Raw genomic sequence first — 18,733 nt, forward strand, 5'->3', positions numbered from 1 at the left:
CCATGCTCCATACAAGGCGCCCCCTCCCTTTTGAATTATGTGATGTCAATTTAAAGGATGCAAATGATCGGCAGCTAAAAGAGATAAGCGTAGAACTGGGACTTGCGCTCAGTCTGGACGAGATGAAGCGAATACGGGAATACTTCACTAAAAAAAACAGAAATCCGACCGATATCGAACTTCAGTCGCTGGGTCAGGCGTGGTCGGAACATTGCTGCTATAAAAGCTCTAAATCAATTTTGAAGCAATTCGTCTTCGGCATAGATGCGCCACAAAATTTCCTCCTGGGAGAGGACGCGGGCGTCGTCGAGTTCGACGACGAGCATGCATATGTGGTTGCACTGGAATCGCACAATCACCCATCGGCGATAGAGCCGTATGGTGGTGCTGCGACAGGAATCGGCGGAATCGTAAGGGATGTGGTTTGCATGGGGGCGCAGCCCATTGTGTTGGCCGATTCGCTGTTCTTTGGGCCGCTGGATTATCTGCACCAAAAGCTTCCGAAGGGCATCAAACACCCCATCTATCTGTTTTCAGGGGTGGTGGCTGGCATCAGAGATTACGGAAATAGAATCGGCATCCCGACGACTACGGGGATGGTAGCTTTCGACGATAGTTATCTCGGAAATTGTCTGGTGAATGTCGGATGTGTCGGCATCGCGAAGAAAAAACACATCATCAGAAGCAGGGTCAAAAGACCGGGGGATGTGTTCGTACTGGCAGGTGGAAGGACAGGGAGAGATGGAATACATGGGGTCACGTTTGCGTCTATGGAATTGACTGAAACGTCAGAAGAGGAGTCAAGGGGAGCAGTTCAGCTTGGAGATCCTATCACGAAGGAGCCGCTGATCCATGCCTGCTTGGAGGCGAATGAGCGAGGATTGCTGAACGGGATGAAGGACCTCGGCGGCGGCGGACTGTCCTGTGTTATCGGCGAGATGGCGCTGGCGGGCGGATGGGGCGCCAGCATCCAATTGGATAAAGTTCCACTTAAAGAGGGGGGACTGGCGCCGTGGGAAATTTGGGTCTCAGAATCACAGGAGCGCATGATGCTGGCAGTCGACCCGAAAAATCTTGAGGAAGTATTGAAAATCTTCGGGGACTGGGACATTCTCGCAACTGCCATAGGAGCGGTTATGCCCAAAAAGACGTTGCGGCTTTCCTATCAAGACGAGAAAATCTTCGAGATGGACTTGGAATTTCTTGTAGATGGGCCGACCTACTGTAAATCACATAGGATTAAAAAACTGGAAAGAGCGGGACAGGAGGAGAAAGCGTTCAGGGAACCGCAAGATTACGACCAGGTCTTATTGGATTTGTTATCATCGCCAAACATCGCTAGCAAGGAGTGGGTCATTAGGCAGTATGACCATGAGGTGAGGGCATGCACAATCATAAAGCCTATGCAGGGCATCATTGGACAGCAAACTCATGGAGACGCTGCCGTCATAAAGCCGCTGGAGAATTCGTATCGAGGTTTGGCACTTAGCGCAGATGTAAACCCCTCGTACACCAAGATAGATCCATACTGGGGCTCAGCGTCTGCTATCGATGAGGTGTGTAGAAACTTGACCGCCGTCGGCGCGATACCGCACTCGTTTGCGGACTGCCTGAATTTCGGGAACCCAGATAAGCCAGAAAGGCTGGGCGAGTTGTACGAGGCGGCAAGGGGTCTTGGATTCGTAGCAAAGGCGCTCGGCATCCCATTCGTATCGGGAAATGTCAGCCTTTATAACGAGGCTCCTACCGGGACTATAGCACCAACTCCAACCATTCTCGGTGTGGGCATCGTGCCCGACATCAGACAATGTGTCACAACCGATTTAAAGAGGGGCGGAAATCCGATATATCTGATTGGAAAAACCCGTAGAGAATTCGGCGGCTCGGCGTACTCCAAACTCATGCAGGACGCTGCGATGGGCGTTCCGAGGGTTGACCCGGGTGTTTTGAAAAAATGCATGAATGCGCTTCTGTCTGCGATTCACAATGGTTTTGTATTATCCTGTCATGATGTCTCTGAAGGCGGAATTGCAGTATGCCTGGCCGAGATGATGATAGGCGGAGACATCGGAGCAAGCGTCAACGTCAGCGAAATTGCAAATTTGAGAAGCGATTATAAATTGTTCTCCGAATCGAATACGCGGTGGGTCGTTGAGGTGAAACGCGGCATGGCAGACGAGTTTGAAAAAACATTCAAGGACACTCCACTTTTCGAAATTGGGGAGACAGGAGGGAACGATTTATTAATAGCAGATGACAGGGAGTTAATCGACCTGCCGATAGAAGATATGCGAAGCTCCTGGCAAAGGCCGATTTACGATTATATGGGATAAATCATGAAAGTAGAAGACATTAATATCTGCATTCTGCGGATAGAGGGTACGAACAACGAGCAGGAGACATGTCTTGCGTTCAAGCGCCTGGGTGCAAAGCCCGAATTAGTTCATCTGAAGCAATTGACTGGCGAGGTTGCTGAAGCGAGGCGCAGGAACCTGTTCGATTATCAGTGCCTGATGATTCCGGGCGGCTTTTCCTCGGGCGATTACGTTAGGGCAGGAGCCATCCTGGCCGCCAGGATGAAAAGTACCATGAAGGATGATTTGACCGAATTCGCTGGGGCGGGTTACCCAATCGGCGGCATATGCAACGGATTTCAGGTGCTGGTTGAACTCGGGCTTCTGCCTGCATTTGATGAAACCATGACCGATTGCCCGGAGGCATGTCTGACGACCAACGACTCGGCGAAATTCGAGTGCAGGCCGACCCTGTTGAGACATGAAAATAATGGGAATTGTGTTTTTACTGGAAGGATACCAGAAAAGGAAATCCTGTTGATGCCGTCTGCACATGCCGAGGGGAAAATCGTCTTTTCGCCGCAGGAGCAGGAGCGGTATCTGCAACGCCTAATTGACAACGACCAGGTCGTCTTTCGATATGTAAGCCCAGAAGGGGACTATGCCGGGTATCCCTGGAATCCCAATGGTTCCCTGTACAACATCGCAGGGATATGCAATCCAGAAGGAAACGTCTTTGGAATGATGCCGCATCCAGAGAGGGTGTTTTTTGGCCATCAACATCCTGACTGGACGAGAATCGACAAAGAAAATGGGGACGGCAGGGTGATATTCGAGTCTGTCTTGGGATATATCAGGGAAAAATTTTAGTCTCTAAGGCTTCAAGTCAATGCAGGGATAAAATAATACTCTACCATGGATGACGGGGTTTAAATATCGTGTTTTTGCACCATCAGAAATACCGATTACTCATGCCTTAACGCCTCAATAGGTCTCATTTTGGCCGCTCTCCTGGCAGGATACAGCCCACCGATAATTCCGGTTACGAGAGCAATTATTAATCCTCCGATTAAAACCCCAGGGGCGATGATAAGCGGCATGTCAGCAATAATGAATCCAGAAATAAATGTACTTACAACAGCGCTAATAGCTACCCCTGCTAAAACGCCCAATATTCCCCCCATCAAACTAATAGTGGCCGCTTCCACCAGAAACAGAGAAAGAATATCTTCACTTGTTGCTCCTATCGCCTTCATAATTCCTATCTCTCGTGTTCTTTCGATAACTGACATCAACATAACGTTTACAACTCCTATACATCCCACAATAAGTGCAATAAAGGCAATACTGACAACAACAGCTTGTATGATGAGAAAAACCATCCCCACCTGACCCAGCACTCCTTCTGCGGAAATTGCGGTGGTTAATCCGCTTACGCCATGTCTTTCATCCAGCGTTTCTTTAATCTGTTCCTTAAGTTCATCAACCCGGCCTAAATCATCAATTCGTACCAGCATAAGCATCACATCGTCAGACTGTGTGATCTCTTTTGCAGCTTCTTTGGAAAGCAAGACCCGGTGACTAACCTCTATGCCTGCAATGTCATAAGCCATAACCCCAACTATGGTGAACTCTACGCCATTGATTATCAAGATATCATCGACTTTTATCTCTGCTTCAAGCCACCTGTTTATATGCTCAAGGGTTGAGGTACTGAGTATCACCTCTCTGTCTGCACCTTCTTTGATCAACCTTCCTTCTTCAAGTTCGATAACTCCTCCCAGAAATCTCCTGATATCGGCCGGGTCACCTCCCATCAATTCGACCGGAGCAAGTCGCCCTTCATATCCTGCTTGGGCAATTTCAATCATCCAGCTGGAGACATCTGCAACACCATCAATTTCTTTTATTATCCTTACATCTTCTTCCGTAAAAGAGCCATAAGGGACAAAGTCTCTGCCAGGGATTATATGACCGGGGAACACCCGGATAACATCTACCGTTCCATGAAGCCTTTCGCCTACAGCGCTCTCCATGCTCTGGCTAATGATTATCAAAGAGACTATTGTCGCAATGCCTATCGCTATGCTCAAAAGAGTCAAAAAGGAGCGCGTTTTACGTTCTTTTACATTTTTGTACGCAAGCTTTGTTGCATGCAGTCTCCTCATATCTCTCCCTCCATTCTCGGCTCTTCATCTATAAATTGTCCATCCTTCATTTGCATGACCCCATGTGCCATATTTGCAACTGCCGGGTTATGAGTAACGATTATAAGCGTTTGACCTTCTTTATTTAATCTGTTCAGTAGGTTCATCACGACATTACCGGTCTTGCTGTCAAGGTTACCTGTTGGTTCATCACCAATAATGAGCGCCGGATCATTGCTTAGCGCCCTTGCAATTGCAACCCTCTGCTGTTCACCCCCGCTCAGCTCTGATGGCTTGTGTTCCATTCTCTCTTTCATCCCCACAAGTTCAAGCAACATCTTTGCCCTCTCAGATAGCTTGCTGTCATCTCCTCCGGCAAATATCATCGGGAGTTTCACATTCTCAAGAGCATTCAGAGTCGGAATTAAGTTATAGCTTTGAAACACAAATCCTATCTTATCTCTTCTGATTTTGGCAAGTTCATTGTCATTCAGTTGTGATACATCTATACCGTCAATTAAAATTTCCCCGCTTGTCGGGCTCTCCAAGCAGCCAATTATATTCAAAAGTGTAGATTTTCCGCATCCAGACGGCCCCCGTATCGCGATAAAATCCCCCTGCTCTACAGTCAAATCGATACCATCTAAAGCTCTTACCGCTGTATTGCCACTGCCATATATCTTTGATAGGTTTTTTGTCTGAATCACTTCCAGCTCACCACCATATTTTAGAGGAGTCGTTCCGAAAATACCTTCGCCACACCTTATCAGGTCATCTAAAAACCCGATCAAATAATTAGTATTGCCAAAATATTTAAAACTTCTTAGTACTTTGACATATTCCAATTACAAATATATATATAAGTATATATATAAGTCAAGTAGTAAGGGGGTGAGCAGCGTATCCTGCAGGTACAATCATAAATGCCATTGCAACGTGGTTGCTGTTGATTTACGAACTACTGTCGAAGTCTTGCCAACAGCTTTTACAAGCACTCTTTTTAAAGAGAGTATCTAAAAATTCATTTAGATCGATCATTTTGGAGAACATGATTAAAGCCGCTGCCCCTGAAATGAGATAAAGTAACATCTTATGCTTTCTGTTCATCATCTCTCCTCATCTTTTACGATCAGATGGGATGCTTCGATGGCAAACCCACAGTGGTGGACTGTAGATTTGATGTATGGTTCATATCTACCAATGAGTTCCCTGTCCCTGTAAACTGCTTCAAATGACTTCTTTGCGCTCCTATAGATGATTTTTGCCCCCGACTGACAAGTAGCAAACACGTTTGATAGTACTGCTTCTTTGGGAGTCACATGAAGAGATATGATTATGGCATCAAAATCTGATGCAGGAAAGTTCATTCCATCGGCAAGAATGACCTTGATTTTATCACCGAGCCCATAACTTCCAACACATCTGCGTGCTATATCTACCACCTTGGGATTGTTGTCAAGTACCACGACTTCAGCTCCAGTCGAACGCGCTATGATGATCGCTGTGAATGGGACACCACCGCCGATATGGAGGGCTCTTGTTTGCGCTCCAATTTCTGCCATCTCAATCTCCTTGTGCACAATGACACGATATGCCTTCAGGTAAAACATACCTATCAGTTTTTGATGAGCGACAAGTCTTTCTAAAAGATAGACCAACTCAAGCAGTAGCTTTCGCACTATCATATTTGCCTTAGAACCCGTTTCAAACGTATTTATAGTTTAATTGTCATAAGGCACAAAAGACTGGTCAGAACATACCAGGCGTTCATCAATCTGGCCAACATCCTCCCCTTATGGAAGGTTTTGAAATGAGTTCTTTAAATGTTCTATTCATAGGAATCGTCACTCTCTTTATATCTCGCCTCGCCGCATCTCATCCAATCTCCTCATTATTTTTATGGCGCTATCCTCGTACTCTGATTTGAGTTCCTGATATTCGCCCTTTGTAATGGCTCCTGCCTTGTAGTCATCCTCTATCTGTTTTAGCATCGATATCAACGCATCCTTCTTCATTTTCAGTTCTTTTATATTTTCCTTCGCCCCAAGCTTTTTGATTTTTGTGTCGGGCATGTGAACCTTATCAGGACTTCTCGATGCAGCTCTCTTTGTCTCAGGTTCTGCAGTATCCTCCCTTATCTTATCCAATTTTTTCATTATCTTGATGACATTCTTCTCATACTCTGATTTAAGTTCTTGATACTCTACTTCTGATATCTCTCCGGCCTGGTGGTCGTCCTCTATCTGGTTCAACGTCGATAGCAATGCCTTCTTCCTGTACTCCAACTCCTCGCGCCCCTCCTTTTTAATTCCTCTACTTTTTATTTTTAAGATGGGCAGTGCTATGAGCACCATCACCAAGGCAATCACCCCGGCATATTGAGCTGCTGTGGAAACTTCCGTCCACTCCATCGCAAGCCTCACTCTCTGCGGAGGCATGTTGGCCCCGACAAATAGTGCGACGTTCATGCCTAATGTCTCATCGTATTCGCTCTCCTGCATGGTCGTCAAGCCCGCAGTACTGGCCACCACATCTCTTTCGGTTATGGCCACCAAGATGAGCCTGCCTGTGGGATATTGCAGTTCTTTTTCAAAAATTGAATTTTTCCATATAAGTCCTGAGACATGGGGCGTCACCGTGTAAACCAATCCCATCCTTGCCGATTCGCCCGGGGACAATACAAGTGACCAACAAACATGGGCGCCTTCTCCACCGTGAACATGAAACTGCCCAGTAGCGGATTCAACGCGAGCATTGCCAGGGGTGCGTGTTATTACTTTACCTTCAAACACTCCATCGCCGGTATTGTTGAACAACATCGACTCTGAAATTATCAATATTCCTCCCTCTTGTCTCACCTCGATGTCGTGCTCCATTACAACAATTTCACCCGCCGCCATGCCGGGCGGAGCATCGTGTGCACCCGCCACCAATATCAACGACAATATAAAGCAGAAGGATAGCAAATAGTTTAACTTCATGTGCCCCTCTCTCTAAGTTTTTTAAGCTCTTCCTGGAGCCTTTCTTCATACCTCTTCTTGACGTCCTTCTTTCTGATATATTCGACCTCAATAGGTTCTTTAGAGGGGGCATAAAATGCTGCTGTGCATCCAACAGTTAGGACTAAACAACCGGCCCACATGATACCATCTGCGTGCACGATCCCATTTGTGTCAAGGATGACCCCTATGGCTATGATGGCCATCCCAAGATGTGTGGTGTGAGATGCAGGAAGAGCCCCTTTTAAAACTCTTCTGCAACTATCAATATTAAACCCAAGTTTTGCTTTCTTACTTAATATGCTCGTAAGACCGGTATATATCTGTATAAGACATAGAGCCGAAATAGCTATCGAAAGTAGGAGGAGCGTGTGTACCCAGCTTGATACAATGCCTGCGGCAAAACACGGCAAAACTATAAAGGTACCAACATGAACCACCCCGCGTGATGGAACTAACCCTCGCAAGGAACAATAAATCAGAAGGCTGGAGTAGATGATGATCCATGGAAGTAATGTAGCAACATGCCATTCAATCGCCAGGCCAGGTCTTTCTGCCTCTAACGCCGAATATATAAATATACCATAAGTAACAATCCAAGCTATCACTAAAAGTGTGATGAAAAGAATAACAATTGATATTAACAAGACATTCCTACCACTTTTTATGCTTACCATTCATTCACCACCTCTACCTCGTCCACGGCATAACCAGTATTTCCAATATGAAATATGAAAATGCCAATAATATGCATCCTATTATGCCAAGCATTATGGTGACTATTTCCATATTTTCATTTTTTTTCATCAATCGCCTTGTGTGAATATATGCCGTCCATACTATCCAAGGAACCAGTGGAGCGGTTTCTATAGGGTCCCATCCCCAGTATATTGGATGCAATGCGCCCCAATGTGTCACAGATATCACGTAGATCCAGATACCACCGGTTATTATGCCCGCAGTTAGGAGCACGTAGCTAGCCATTAAAAAAGGGTATGTAAACTCATCCCACCGCCGATCCTCTGTTATGAGGTATCCTATGTATCCGGCAAATGCTATCACCATTAAGCTCCTGCTCGCGAATAGTGTGAGAGGATGTGAAATTAGTAACCATGTATATGCAAGACAGCAAGGGCATAGCGTACGGAGTCCATACGGATCATAGTAAAATACAAGGAAATATATGATGACGAGCGATGTTAAGTTGACTGTTGCTGGAGTATATTTAAGAAGTGGTAGATCGTCTTCCCTATATTTTTGTCTAACCCAGAAATAGCAGAGATATGTTCCCCAAACCCAGAGTGCTAGGCTACCGCCTCTACCCATTACCGTCATGAGTAATGGTGTATCAGGAATGTCTAGTACCCAAATCATGTGACCACGAATAACAAAAAATATAGTGATAAGAATAAAACCTGCTAGCATAGCAAAAATGGTTAGCTTATCCCAATAAGGGTCCTTTTTAAATAGGTAAGCTATGCTTGCTCCGCTAGCTATGATAACTGCGGTCATCATCATTATTGGGATACTTTCAACTAACATTGGTATTATCCTGAATGTGGAGATTATTACTCTTTTCGGTTCCGTTGCACTATAACTTTACGTTAATCAATATAAAACTTAGCCTATCGCATAATTCCTGATTTTTCGAAATATATATGAAACTTTGAGAGGTAATAGGAGTGGGCGCTCGTAATTGGGCTTGTGGCAACAAGCACGGTATTTGCTCCAGAGGCATCTCAAGATGGCTGCGCACCAACATACATCGTGGGGCATCTCATTATTATTTTACGAGCCTCTATTTTTTCGTTCGTGACCAGCGTTCCTATGACTACGACACCCTCTCCGTCGGTGATGTCAACCTGTGCTTCGCCGATGTATATGACGTTTATGTCTGCACTCCCATCTGTAAGCACAAATGAGGTCTCGCTCAGATTTACTTGGATTGTACCCTCCTTTACGGTACCTATGAGCCTTACATCTCTTCCGATGTATTGTGGGTCGGATGTGACCTCGGAGATCGATAGATATCCTCCCGTACCAACGCCCCATAGCATCACAATCAACAATCCAACAATCAAGAGTACTCCAATGACTGCCTTATCTCTTTTTTTCAAGTACCATCCCCTCTTCTCTGTCCCTCTATCTTTCGTATCAACTTTGCCTTTTTCACGTGAAGCGAAACCATATAGGCGATCAATACGGCCCAGGTTATCCCAAAGGCACTTAATAGATATTCCATAGCACAATATATTTGGATTCCCTTACTTTAAACTTTTGGTACATTGAGTGATGGTAGCATAGGATGGAAAAGAATATGATGTCGATAAACGTTCTCTGAGATTGTGGATATTGTGGACATCATAGATATGATTCGGAACAGGAGGAGTATTCGGAAGTTCGGGGATGCTAACGTCGAGGACGAGAAGGTAGACATCATACTCGATGCCGGAAGGTGGGCACCGTCTGGCATGAACAACCAGCCATGGCAGTTCATCAGCGTGAAGGACGAGAAAACCATTGAGGAGGTGGCGGAGTGCACCACCTATGGCGACATAGTCCGCTCTGCGAACCTTTTGATTGCCGTTTTTCTGGACGAGGGCAAGATGTATGACCAAACAAAAGATATTATGGCAATAGGTGCATGCATCCAGAACATGCTTTTGACTCATTGGGGTTAGGCGCGGTCTGGCTGGGCGAGATACTCAATAAAAGAGAGAAGGTAAATCAAATACTGAACGTACCTGACTCTTTGAAGTTGATGGCGGTCATTGCCATTGGCTATTCTGTGGAGAGGGCAAGGTCGACGAGAAGGGCGCTGAGCGAGATAGCACATCTGGAACGGTACGGACATCCGTACTGAAGGATATATCACTCAAAATATTCCTCGTAGACCTCCATCCAGACGTCGCCTTCTATCTTGTAGTGCTTCGATGCCCTGTCATTTGACAGGATATGGCGTTCAACACAGTACTTGTTGTCTTTTATGATATCGCCAATCGGGGTTTTCTGCTCGCGCACCTGACGTAAAAAAGCGAGGGGGTTGTCCTTAGGGATTGTGGCCGTCGATATAATCAGCGGCTCTCCATCTAAAACGAACTGCGCCCTTCTGATTATCGCATCACTGGTCTCATGCTGTCTAATAATCCCAAATTGAACTTTTTTAAACCTGCCCTTCACGAATTCTGTCGTGGACCGATTCGAATTTAGCAGGTCTGAGTACCACGGCATATTTTGCGCCCTCCAATATGTACGGTGCCACATATCACAGATGGCGCATCAAGAATATCTGCAGCCGTTGTAATGTGGCATTTGCTTTGTAAATTCATTAATATTCACAGTTACTTCTCTCCATAATCTAAAACCTTTTGCTACAATCGCATATAGCGTCTTTTGAACGAAAGAGGGAGCGTTCTGAACTTTTTTGAACGAAATGGGACAATCTCGTCGTTTTTGGAAAAACAAGACTATAAAAAGCCTTAAATTGATGGAAAATATATAAAAACATGTAAAAAAACAAAGGAGGTGAATGAAAATGAGAAAAATCCAGAGTATGATGGTGGCTGCAATGCTTCTCTTAGCTACAGCTATGCCATCATTTGCTCAAGAAAGACCAGCTGTAAGGATACCAGTAGAGGTAGCAGGCACAACTCCGGACAGTCTACTCTATGGACTGGACGTGGCTCTTGACAGAATCAGCTTGCTAATAGCCAGCCTTGAAGGGGCACAGGCCCATGCACGAAAAGGCCTGGAGATAGCCGATGAGCGGCTTGCAGAATCAGAAGTGATGGCGGAACAAGGGAACTTTGAGGCAATGGCAAGTGCAGAGCACGAACACGACCAAATGTTAGCTGTTGTAAAGGAACGCATCAAGGATATAGAGCATGCCAATGCAACCAGGGAGATCGAGATGCGAATCGAATTAGAACGAGATGTCACAAGACACAGAGGAAATATCGAGGGATTCAGCAACAGGCTGGAACTTCGCATTGAAATCGAGGGCGGCGTCACGCCAGAGCAGATAGCCCTTATCACCTCTATACTAAACAGTCTGCGAGTCCGGACTGGTGAAGTGGAAATTGAAATAGAGATTAGGAAGGGCGAGACGAGGATCGAGATCATACAGCAGACTGGCATGAGCGAAGAAGAAGTCGATACTGAGATCAGAGGGATCGAAAGGCGAATGGGTCTTGTAGAAGCAGAGATGGGCAGACAACTAAACGCAGCACTGACGGCGGTAAACCGTGAATTCTCTTTACCACCCACAGGGTTTACGGTGGTCTCTAAAGACATTGATATTGAAGACGACACACTATCTATAACAAAAACGCTCACGACGAACGAAACCGTAACGCTGAGTAAACTGAAGGATGCGCTACTGCTGAGAAGAGCAGTGAACTGGGAAGGAGATGTCAGTCTCACCGAGGACTCCCTGGACTTCACCATGGAAAAGGATATGGACATAGTGGATGTCAGAGGAGTTTCATATACGCCGAGCGTGACAATAACGGTTAGCGTGACAGTATTTGCAGCATATACGGAGATGCATTATACCATAGGCATCACGCTCGAGGAGCTCGAGGATGAGGTCGAGGACGAGGAGCTCGAGGATGAGGTCGAGGACGAGGAGCTCGAGGATGAGGAGCAGTAACTCCAATCCCCGTACCGACACCAGTACCGACACCAGAGCCATAGAGGAACACCGACAGCAACGCCAACTATAGCACCATAAACCACCAACAGGTAAGTGACTTAGTCACTTACCCCCTCTTTTTATTTTTATATATTTTTTATAATATGTTGCAACTCTCGTAGATGAGACATTGCGACGTGTGCCAATCCATCAAAGAGAGTGTTTTCGATTGCCGAACTCTCACAGTGTAGCGATTCAAAGAATAGTCACTTCGTCTAACTGTCCCAAATCGAAGATTTGCGGACCCCGTCTAAATCTTTTGATTTAGTCGGTTTCCGAGTTAGTCGGTGTTGAATTTCCGAAGGAAATACAACTCCACCAGAGGGTCACAGATGAAACATCTGTGAGTCCGTCTAACTCTTCCGAGTTAGTCGGTGTTCCATCACCTGAAACTTCATAGGAATTGCAGGTCCACCACTTCTTTGAAGTGGTGCATCTCAAAACTGCGAACACCCAAAACTATTAATTCATCCATCTCCGATTAGACAATGGGAGTAGGGATGACAAGAAGGTGGATATCTTTTCTATTTGTTCTCCTGCTTCTTTTTGGCTCAGTATTTTTCTCAGCAACACCTGCCCTTGCGCAGGAAACTGAATATAGGGCCACATACACGCTGATAGATGTACATGGTGGCGGGTCTGCGACGTGGACGATAGGGCACAGGATTGCGTTGGCGACACGAGAAGAGGAGGATGCCTTTAGAAAATACATGGAAGAATTTGAAGCAATAGAAGGCACCTATATAAAGGAGTTCTCAAATCGAATAAATCGGATTATCAGAGATGCCGAAGCAGCGACCGGGCGGGGTATGATGGCTAAAAATTTCGACATCTCTTATGAGGTGACAGACGCGGCAATCGGTAGATTTGGCGTGATCAAATATCAATTCGATTGGATTGGTTTTGCTGAAGTTAAAGATGGGAACATCGTAGTGGGAGATGTGTTCGTGGATGGATTTTTCCTCTCCAGGGACGATGCGTTGGTCATAAGGTCCCCCTATAATTACAAAGTCGATTCCGTGACGCCAAAACCAGATGTTACAAGAGATGATGAGTTAATATGGTACGGGCTCAGGGACTTTGGCCCAGGTGAGCCCAATGTCGTGCTGACGTACATGCCAGTGGCGCCCATATGGATATTTGGCATCATAGCAATTCTCGTTGTTGCGATTGCCTTATCCATCTTGAAAAGAAAAAAGACCAAACGCAGAATGACCGAAGACGAAATAATGAAATCTGATGAAGACCGGGTCACTGAACTGCTGCGAGAAGCGGGAGGGAGTATGTATCAATCAGCCATAGTCAAAAAAACTGGCTTCTCGAAGTCGAAGGTCAGCGCAATACTGAAATCCATGAAGGATAACGGCACCATACAAAAAGTCAAAAAGGGAAAGGAAAATCTAATTAGGATGTCTTAGAGCCTTGCAAGGTCTATATTGGTCTTAAGTATGTGGCGGATAAGGGCTGGAATGTGCCTTGGCTTTATAATCCCGCATCTCATGAAATCATAGCCTATCCTGAGATTATTTTTTATCATATTTGGCCTGAGATAGAACTCTTTGTATGCCTTTCTGTTCAATTCCCTGACCTCACCTATGGATATTTGTTCGGTCTCTATAATCGGATTTGTCGCATCATATTTGCCCCAGTCCAGCTCCTTAATCATGCCCATTTTTTCAGCAGTTTCATAGAACATCGTTCCTGGATATGGTGTGGGTAGGAAGAACAGTGCATATTCTGGGTCAAGTTCCTTAGCAAATTCTATGCTCTCTTCTAGGTCTTTCTTGGTTTCCCCTGGCAGGCCGAGAATGATGTTAGCAATTCGCACCATGCCCAGCTCCCCTGATATCTGGAACACGTCCCTGATCTGTTGCACGTCGATCTTCTTCTTCATCACATCGATGGACTTGCGCGATGACGTTTCAATACTGTATGTCAGAATGCGACATCCTGCATTTCGCAATTTCCTCAACATTTCCCCATCATTGATCACGCTTGCGCTCTGGTACCCCCATGTGAGCTCCAGCCCGCGTTTTGCTATTTCATCACAGAGTGTCATGACCCGTTTTTTATCCAGATCGAAGCTATCATCCATGAACATTACCATGTCAACATCGTAGTCGTCACATAAATGCTTCATTTCATCCGCGATGAGCTCTGGCTTGCGTGCCCTCCACTTCCTGCCATATATCGCGGCGACGCTACAGTAATAGCAACCATGAGTGCACCCCCTGCTGGATATCATGGTGCCCAGCTTGAATGCGCCAAAAAGCCGATACCGGTCCATCGGCAATAGATGTCTTGCGGGATAGGGGAGGGAATCGATGTCTGCGGGCTCTCGCGGAGGATTTCTAATGATTCGTCCGTCTTCCCGAAAGACCGCACCCCTGACTTTAGCAAGGTCGCCGCCAGATTCCCACGCATGAATCAATTCGGATGTGGTGAGCTCTCCATCACCACAGACCACTGCATCCAGGTTGGGGTTTCCCTCCAAACAATCGCCCCCCAACAACGATGCATGGGGGCCTCCCATCATGGTTTTGATATCCGGGTTCACCTCTTTAGCGGCGTTCACAACTTGATTTGCATATGGCACGCGATACGTTGCGCAATAAACGCCGACAGCGCCCGGTTTGAACTTTCTAATATCCTCCTTGACATCGAGAATGTCCTTTTCCTCGGCAGGCATATCGATGATTTTGACAGCATATCCGTCGTTTTCAAGCGCTGCTGCCACATACGCCAATCCAATCGGCGGCGCAACCAATCCGAGAAAGCGCTGATATATCTCTCCTTCACACGAGGGATGAATCAATAGCGTCTTCATGTTCTCAGCCCAACCTTATCTCCTAAAACATATTTTTGTGGAGTTTTAATCACACATCATCATATTCTCAATAACCATTTATTGTTTCCCATTGGTTGACGGTTATATCCCTGTTTTGCTGGTTCGATGATATCTTCTTCAGAGGTAACTATTTTGGCATAGAAGTTTATGTGTATGTGACTAAAACATCATCAAAGTTAATATATAGAAAGAAACATCTTTTTATGATGAAAGTCAGGGATGCTATCAAGCTCATTGTGTCTGATGGGTGGCATCTGATAAAGAGCAAAGGAAGCCACAAACAGTTCAAACATCCAACGAAAAAAGGTCGAGTTACCATAGCAGGACATCCTAACCATGACCTTGCAGCAGGAACCCTAAACAGCATCCTGAAACAAGCACAACTAAAAGAGAGGTGAATGCATATATGTATAAATTCATGATAGTGCTGGAACAAACAGGGAGGGGGTATTCAGCGTATTCTCCAGATCTTCCGGGGTGTGTAGCCACCGGTTCCACAAAGGAGGAAACAGAACAAAACATGTACGGGGCCATTGAAATGCACATTAAAGGATTGTTAGAAGACGATCTTCCGATTCCCAAATCAAGAACGTCCTCCGAATATGTTGTCTTTAAATGCCACGCCCAACAAATCGCATAACACAGGGTTTGTGGTTCGCTACGTCTGCCAAAATGCCGTAGTATTTTGTAGATTTCGCAAAGCTTTTCCCCCCTTATGGCCTTGCAAAACCTCACATTCATAAACTTAATAAACGTTCTAAACAATTAGTGGCGAATTGATGAGCATTATCGTGAAGCAAATTCTACCAAGGCTGATTGCATGGGAGCTTACCAGCGCATGCAATCTCGAATGCGTACACTGTCGCGCATCAGCCACAAAAGAGCAGGATCCGAACGAGTTATCTACGGAAGAGGCAAAGCGATTTATCGACGACGTCGCGAATTTTGCCAAGCCGGTCATGATACTCACCGGCGGCGAACCGCTGATACGGGACGACATATATGAAATCGCACAATACGGTTCGGGCAAGGGTCTGCGGATGGTGCTGGCAACCAATGGAGTATTGATAACCTCTGGCGTCGCGCGCAAGCTGAAGGAGGCTGGCATACAGCGCGTCAGCATCAGCATAGATGGTGCGAGTGCTAAAACGCATGACGAGTTCAGGGGCATGCCAGGTGCATTTGACGGCGCACTGAGAGGCATAGAAGCATTGAAGACGGTTGGCATGGGAGTTCAGATCAATACGACCATTACCAAGCGCAACCTGGATGAAACGCCAAAGATTCTGGATTTGGCGCTGGAATTGGGGGCAGTCGCGTTGCACATCTTCATGCTCGTGCCGACGGGCAGGGGAGAAATACTCAGGGGCGAAGAAATCCCGCCAGAAGAATACGAGCGTGCGCTGAACTGGTTCTATGATATGCAAAGAGAGGTACCAATCCAACTGAAGGCCACGTGCGCCCCACATTACTTCAGAATCATGTACCAGAGGGCAAAGCAGGAGGGCGCTCCAATCGATATGAAGGGGGAGGGATTTGGCGCCATGACGAGAGGATGTCTCGGTGGCACGAGCTTTTGTTTCGTATCAAAGGTTGGCGAAATATATCCGTGCGGATATCTGCCCGCACTTGCTGGAAATATCAGAGAGCGGCCGTTCGAGGAAATCTGGCGCGATTCGAAGGTCTTCAACGATTTGAGAGATGTTGACAAATTAAAGGGCAAATGCGGCATCTGCGAGTATAAACGAGTATGTGGCGGTTGCCGTGCCAGGGCATATGCAAAGACCGGCGATTATTTAGTAGAGGAGCCGTACTGCATATATCAACCAAGGAGGCGATAGAAGTGGATGAGGTCGACAAAGCGATTCTGAATATCATTCAGGTAAGATTTCCACTTACACGTCGGCCCTTCGACGAAGTGGGAAGAGGGCTGGGAATCAGTGGAGAAGAGGCGATTTCACGCGTCAAACGACTGAAAACGGCTGGAGCAATCAGGCACATAGGTCCAATCATCGACATGAAAAAATTGGGTGGCTCCAGTACCTTGATAGCGATGAACACGCCATCGGAGAGGGTGGACGAGGTGGCAGCCATAATCAACGAATATTCCGAAGTATCGCATAATTATTTGCGCCCAAACAAATACAATATATGGTTTACGGTTTCGGCATCCAGCAAAGAGCGGCTGGACCAAATACTCGGGGAGATAAAGGATAAAACTGGCTGCGAGTGCCTCAATCTGCCAGTGGTAAAGATGTTCAAACTCGGAGTTCAATTTGACATATGACGGGGTTGTAAGACGCATGGATACTATAGATAGAAAGCTACTGAAGTTAACGCAAGACGGAATCCCGCTGGTTCCAGAGCCATTTGTCGCCATTGCCAGTTCATTAGGCATCACCGAGGATGAGGTGCTAAAAAGGATTCAAAAATTAGTAGATGGGGGCGTAATCCGCCGCTTTGCCGCCTCCATTGGTCACAGGGCAATCGGCATCACCGCAAACGCCATGTGCGCCTGGAAGGTGCCTGATAAACGGGCAGATGTAGCTGGAAAAATCATAGCGAACTTCGATGAGGTTACGCACTGCTATGAGCGCTCATGCCATCCTGACTGGGAGTACAACGTCTTTGCGATGATTCACGGCCGCACCAGGAAGGACTGCGAGGAAACGGTGAAACGAATCTCCAAGGCGATCGCCATATATGACTATAAAGTCCTATTTAGTGAACGGGAATTCAAAAAGACAGGTGTTAGAATTGAGTAAAATGCTCCCTTTAATCATCGATGTTGAAAATAGAAAGGTCGTCATATTTGGGGGTGGTGCGGTCGGCGAGCGGAAGGCAGAGTTATTCAGGGATGCAGACACATATGTGGCGAGCAGGGACTTTGCCCCAGGGATACAAAAGCTCGCAGAGGGTGGCTTCATCAAATTGGTCAAGAGCGATTTGAATGACATCGACATAAAATCCATCATCAAAGACGCGTTTTTGGTCATCCCGGCTACCGACGACCTGGCGTTGAACTCGAGGATCCTCAAGATGGCCGGAGAGCGCAACATCCTGGTGAACCAGGTTAACGCGGTTGGCGATGTGCTCATTCCCTCGGTGATCAAAAAAGGCGACATCATAATCGGCATATCTACGCAGGGAAAAAGCCCTGCGGTGTCGAAATTCATACGGAAGAAACTGGAGCAGATAGTCACACAGAAATATGCGGATATGGTCAGGCTTCAGGACGAAATCAGGGAACTTTTGAAAGAGCGGATTACAAGCCAGAAAATCAGAGAAAAAGTGATATGGGAAATACTGAATGATGAAGTTATCTGGGATGCGCTAGAGACGTCCTATGATAAAGCATATGCGCTGTCAATCGCCCATATAGATTCATATTCAGAGTGAGTTAAGTCAAATAGTGTTCGGTAATGCAAAGCCCAGCATCGCATTTATCGCTATCAGCGCCACGGCGAACATCGATATGTAGAAGACATCCCTTTGTTTTGCCCTCAATGCAATGGTGTTAACTATATTCATGACCAATGCGAAGAGACCTGCAACCATATGCCCTATTCCGCCAGCACCGATGATCATCGCCATATATATCGCAATCATGCTCAGCACTGCCAGAGAAGAGGTCATCATATACTTGCGCTCGTAGTTCCTGCCCCAGACACATAAAGCCACTCCGAGTACCACGGCAAAAATAAAACCAGTTAGGTTATTATGTATAGTTATAAGTTCCATATTCTCGCCAG

21 protein-coding genes and 1 pseudogene are annotated in these 18,733 nt (G+C 46.2%); 11 read left to right on the forward strand and 11 right to left on the reverse strand.

Going from position 1 to position 18,733, the window contains the following annotated elements:
- Positions 1-2: 2 nt before the first annotated feature.
- Positions 3-2,333 (forward strand): phosphoribosylformylglycinamidine synthase subunit PurL, encoded by a 2,331-nt coding sequence (gene purL / locus BME93_02980; GenBank protein ID ATZ61089.2) that lies wholly within the window; start codon positions 3-5, stop codon positions 2,331-2,333.
- A gap of 3 nt (positions 2,334-2,336) precedes the next feature.
- On the forward strand, positions 2,337-3,164 hold the full coding sequence (gene purQ, locus BME93_02985; protein ATZ61090.2) for a phosphoribosylformylglycinamidine synthase subunit PurQ: 828 nt from the start codon (positions 2,337-2,339) through the stop codon (positions 3,162-3,164).
- A gap of 95 nt (positions 3,165-3,259) precedes the next feature.
- On the opposite strand, the gene BME93_02990 is transcribed toward purQ, so the two are convergent.
- The 8 genes from BME93_02990 to BME93_03025 all read right to left on the reverse strand — a co-directional run bounded on the left by BME93_02990 (position 3,260) and on the right by BME93_03025 (position 9,682).
- Positions 3,260-4,462, reverse strand: a complete 1,203-nt coding sequence (locus tag BME93_02990) for an ABC transporter permease (GenBank protein ID ATZ61091.2) — start codon at positions 4,460-4,462, stop codon at positions 3,260-3,262.
- Positions 4,459-5,286, reverse strand: coding sequence for an ABC transporter ATP-binding protein (locus BME93_02995; GenBank protein ID ATZ61092.2), 828 nt, complete (start codon positions 5,284-5,286; stop codon positions 4,459-4,461). Before BME93_02995 ends, BME93_02990 begins: the two co-directional genes overlap by 4 nt.
- Positions 5,287-5,547: 261 nt before the next feature.
- Complete coding sequence (locus BME93_03000; protein ATZ61093.2) at positions 5,548-6,126, reverse strand: methyltransferase domain-containing protein; 579 nt, start codon at positions 6,124-6,126, stop codon at positions 5,548-5,550.
- A gap of 168 nt (positions 6,127-6,294) precedes the next feature.
- A complete protein-coding gene (locus BME93_03005; GenBank protein ID ATZ61094.2) occupies positions 6,295-7,422 on the reverse strand; it encodes a hypothetical protein in 1,128 nt (375 codons plus the stop codon).
- On the reverse strand, positions 7,419-8,117 hold the full coding sequence (locus BME93_03010) for a hypothetical protein (GenBank protein ID ATZ61095.2): 699 nt from the start codon (positions 8,115-8,117) through the stop codon (positions 7,419-7,421). The genes BME93_03005 and BME93_03010 overlap by 4 nt, the downstream gene beginning before the upstream one ends.
- Before the next feature lie 13 nt (positions 8,118-8,130).
- Complete coding sequence (ccsA, locus tag BME93_03015; GenBank protein ID ATZ61096.2) at positions 8,131-8,982, reverse strand: cytochrome c biogenesis protein CcsA; 852 nt, start codon at positions 8,980-8,982, stop codon at positions 8,131-8,133.
- Between the two features lie 197 nt (positions 8,983-9,179).
- Positions 9,180-9,557 carry a cytochrome c maturation protein CcmE gene (locus BME93_03020; protein ATZ61097.2) on the reverse strand — a complete coding sequence of 126 codons (378 nt, stop codon included), beginning with the start codon at positions 9,555-9,557 and terminating at the stop codon, positions 9,180-9,182.
- The gene (locus BME93_03025) at positions 9,554-9,682 is read right to left on the reverse strand and encodes a hypothetical protein (GenBank protein ATZ61098.2); all 129 of its coding nucleotides are present in this window, start codon (positions 9,680-9,682) and stop codon (positions 9,554-9,556) included. The genes BME93_03020 and BME93_03025 overlap by 4 nt, the downstream gene beginning before the upstream one ends.
- A 127-nt stretch (positions 9,683-9,809) precedes the next feature.
- Here BME93_03025 and BME93_03030 point away from each other — a divergent pair.
- A pseudogene (locus BME93_03030) lies at positions 9,810-10,303 on the forward strand (nitroreductase family protein).
- An 8-nt stretch (positions 10,304-10,311) separates the two neighbouring features.
- Here the strand turns inward: BME93_03030 and BME93_03035 are convergent.
- Positions 10,312-10,671 (reverse strand): hypothetical protein, encoded by a 360-nt coding sequence (locus BME93_03035; protein ID ATZ61100.2) that lies wholly within the window; start codon positions 10,669-10,671, stop codon positions 10,312-10,314.
- A 298-nt stretch (positions 10,672-10,969) separates the two neighbouring features.
- Between BME93_03035 and BME93_03040 the strand changes: the two genes are divergently transcribed.
- Entirely contained in the window at positions 10,970-12,091 is a 1,122-nt protein-coding gene (locus BME93_03040) for a DUF5667 domain-containing protein (protein ATZ61101.2), read from the forward strand.
- A 542-nt stretch (positions 12,092-12,633) separates the two neighbouring features.
- Positions 12,634-13,551 carry a hypothetical protein gene (locus BME93_03045; GenBank protein ID ATZ61770.2) on the forward strand — a complete coding sequence of 306 codons (918 nt, stop codon included), beginning with the start codon at positions 12,634-12,636 and terminating at the stop codon, positions 13,549-13,551.
- Here BME93_03045 and BME93_03050 read toward each other — a convergent pair.
- Positions 13,548-14,960, reverse strand: a complete 1,413-nt coding sequence (locus BME93_03050; GenBank protein ID ATZ61102.2) for a radical SAM protein — start codon at positions 14,958-14,960, stop codon at positions 13,548-13,550. The genes BME93_03045 and BME93_03050 overlap by 4 nt on opposite strands.
- Before the next feature lie 224 nt (positions 14,961-15,184).
- Here BME93_03050 and BME93_03055 point away from each other — a divergent pair, with 224 nt between their 5' ends.
- From BME93_03055 to BME93_03080, 6 genes are all read left to right on the forward strand, one after another.
- A complete protein-coding gene (locus tag BME93_03055) occupies positions 15,185-15,379 on the forward strand; it encodes a type II toxin-antitoxin system HicA family toxin (protein ID ATZ61103.2) in 195 nt (64 codons plus the stop codon).
- A gap of 8 nt (positions 15,380-15,387) precedes the next feature.
- Entirely contained in the window at positions 15,388-15,621 is a 234-nt protein-coding gene (locus tag BME93_03060) for a type II toxin-antitoxin system HicB family antitoxin (GenBank protein ATZ61104.2), read from the forward strand.
- Between the two features lie 139 nt (positions 15,622-15,760).
- Entirely contained in the window at positions 15,761-16,822 is a 1,062-nt protein-coding gene (gene ahbD, locus BME93_03065) for a heme b synthase (protein ID ATZ61105.2), read from the forward strand.
- Between the two features lie 2 nt (positions 16,823-16,824).
- Positions 16,825-17,268 carry an AsnC family transcriptional regulator gene (locus BME93_03070; GenBank protein ID ATZ61771.2) on the forward strand — a complete coding sequence of 148 codons (444 nt, stop codon included), beginning with the start codon at positions 16,825-16,827 and terminating at the stop codon, positions 17,266-17,268.
- A gap of 16 nt (positions 17,269-17,284) precedes the next feature.
- Entirely contained in the window at positions 17,285-17,746 is a 462-nt protein-coding gene (locus BME93_03075; GenBank protein ATZ61106.2) for an AsnC family transcriptional regulator, read from the forward strand.
- A 1-nt stretch (position 17,747) separates the two neighbouring features.
- Positions 17,748-18,380 (forward strand): bifunctional precorrin-2 dehydrogenase/sirohydrochlorin ferrochelatase, encoded by a 633-nt coding sequence (locus tag BME93_03080; protein ID ATZ61107.2) that lies wholly within the window; start codon positions 17,748-17,750, stop codon positions 18,378-18,380.
- A 6-nt stretch (positions 18,381-18,386) separates the two neighbouring features.
- Here BME93_03080 and BME93_03085 read toward each other — a convergent pair whose 3' ends face one another.
- A complete protein-coding gene (locus BME93_03085) occupies positions 18,387-18,722 on the reverse strand; it encodes a hypothetical protein (protein ID ATZ61772.2) in 336 nt (111 codons plus the stop codon).
- Positions 18,723-18,733 lie beyond the last annotated feature (11 nt).

It is taken from the genome of Methanosarcinales archaeon Met12 (genome assembly GCA_002813105.2).
GTDB lineage: Archaea > Halobacteriota > UBA148 > UBA148 > JAJOKI01 > JAJOKI01.